2 protein-coding genes are annotated in these 1,622 nt (G+C 72.1%); one reads left to right on the top strand and one right to left on the bottom strand.

From position 1 onward, the window contains the following. Window positions 1-1,133, top strand: a 1,133-nt coding sequence (locus OEY_RS0103115; protein ID WP_010592487.1) for an MFS transporter, incomplete at its 5' end; no start/stop codon positions are given. On the opposite strand, the gene OEY_RS0103120 is transcribed toward OEY_RS0103115, so the two are convergent. Then, on the bottom strand, window positions 1,120-1,622 hold a 503-nt coding region (locus tag OEY_RS0103120), incomplete at its 5' end, for a DUF1906 domain-containing protein (protein ID WP_010592488.1). The two genes, OEY_RS0103115 and OEY_RS0103120, sit on opposite strands and share 14 nt — an antisense overlap.

Consider the following 1,622-nt stretch of genomic DNA (forward strand, 5'->3'; position numbering starts at 1 on the left):
TCTGCGCGCTGTCCACCACGCTGTGGCCGATGATCACCGGCCGCGCCCTGCAGGGCGCCGCGAGCGGAGCGATCCCGCTCGGCATCGCGATCCTGCGCGACGAACTGCGCCCGCGCAGACTGCCGGGAGCGATGGCGACCATCAGCGCGACGATGGGAGTCGGCGGAGCCGTCGGCTTCCCCGTCGCCGCGGCCGTCGCGCAGATCGCCCACTGGCACACCCTGTTCTGGTTCTGCGGACTGGTCGGAGTGCTCGCCGCCGCCCTCGTGCTGTGGGTGGTTCCCGAATCCCCCCGGGCGGATCCCGGACGTTTCGACCTGCTCGGTGCGATCGGGCTCGCGGTGGCACTGACGCTGTTCCTCCTCCCCGTGACCAAGGGCAGCACCTGGGGCTGGACGGCGCCCGCGACGCTCGCGATGTTCGCCGGCGCCGCCGCCACCGCCGTCGCCTGGGGCCGGTACGAACTCCGACGGCCGCGACCGCTGGTCGATCTGCGCGTGTCGGGGCGACGTCCGGTGTTGTTCACCAATCTGGCGTCGGTCGCGGTCGGTTTCGCGCTCTACAGCAACAGCCTCGCCTTCCCGCAGTTGTTGATGGCACCGGTCGTCACGGGCTACGGGTTCGGGTTGTCCATGGTCGCGACGGGCCTGGTGCTCGCGCCGAGCGGTCTGGTCATGATGGCGCTGTCGCCGGTGTCGGCGCGGATCACGACGCGGTACGGACCCCGGACGACCCTCGCCGCGGGCGCGGTCGTCGTCTGCCTCGGTTACCTCCTGGCCTACGTCGCCTGCTCGGAGATCTGGCACATCGTGGTCGCCGCCATGATCATCGGTGCCGGTATCGGCCTGGCCTACGCCGCGATGCCGGCGCTGATCATGACCGCGGTGCCGCTGTCGGAGACCGCGGCCGCCAACAGTCTCAACGCGCTCATGCGCTCGGTGGGGACCTCCTCGTCCGCGGCGGTCGTGAGCGTCCTGCTCGCAGCGGACACCCTGAACGTCGGCACCGCCACCGTCCCCGCCCTGGACGCCTTCCGCGCCACGTTCCTGGTGGCGGCCCTGGCCGCCGTCGTGGGCCTGGCCCTGACGGTGGCCGTGCCGCGGTCACGACCCGGCGGCCTCACCCGGCGGTGAGGGACCACTGCCCGTAGTCGGTGCTGAACACGTTGTTGACGTCGATGCCGATACCGTCGATCGTGCCGCCGCCCACCTGGTGCAGGTCGGCCGCGGGATGCACGTAGCCCTCGGCCGTGCCCCAGTCGTGCTGCCAGTAGAACGATCCCAGCCCGGCGTCGCGCGCCCAGGAGATGGTCGGCGCGTTGGCGTACACGCCGGTGTTCCCGGCGCCGAGCACGTCGTGCCAGCCCTGCAGGTACGGCGCGATGAGGTCGGCGAACTGCTGCTCGGACGGGTTGTCGTCGATCGAGGCGTAGATCGGCCGGTCCGCCGGGCCCCCGGCCGCCCGGTGCAGCTCGAGGCCGCGCGTCGCGTGCCGGACCCCGGCGTCGTATCCACCGAGCCAGTCCGCCGTGTCGGCCTTGCCGAACTGGTAGCACGAGACGACCTCGAGATCGCCGGCGACGAGCGCGGCGGCCTCCGACTCGGTCAGCGGCTTTGGCCGCC

Origin of the sequence: Rhodococcus sp. P14, assembly GCF_000256505.1 — a bacterium.
GTDB lineage: Bacteria > Actinomycetota > Actinomycetes > Mycobacteriales > Mycobacteriaceae > Rhodococcus > Rhodococcus ruber.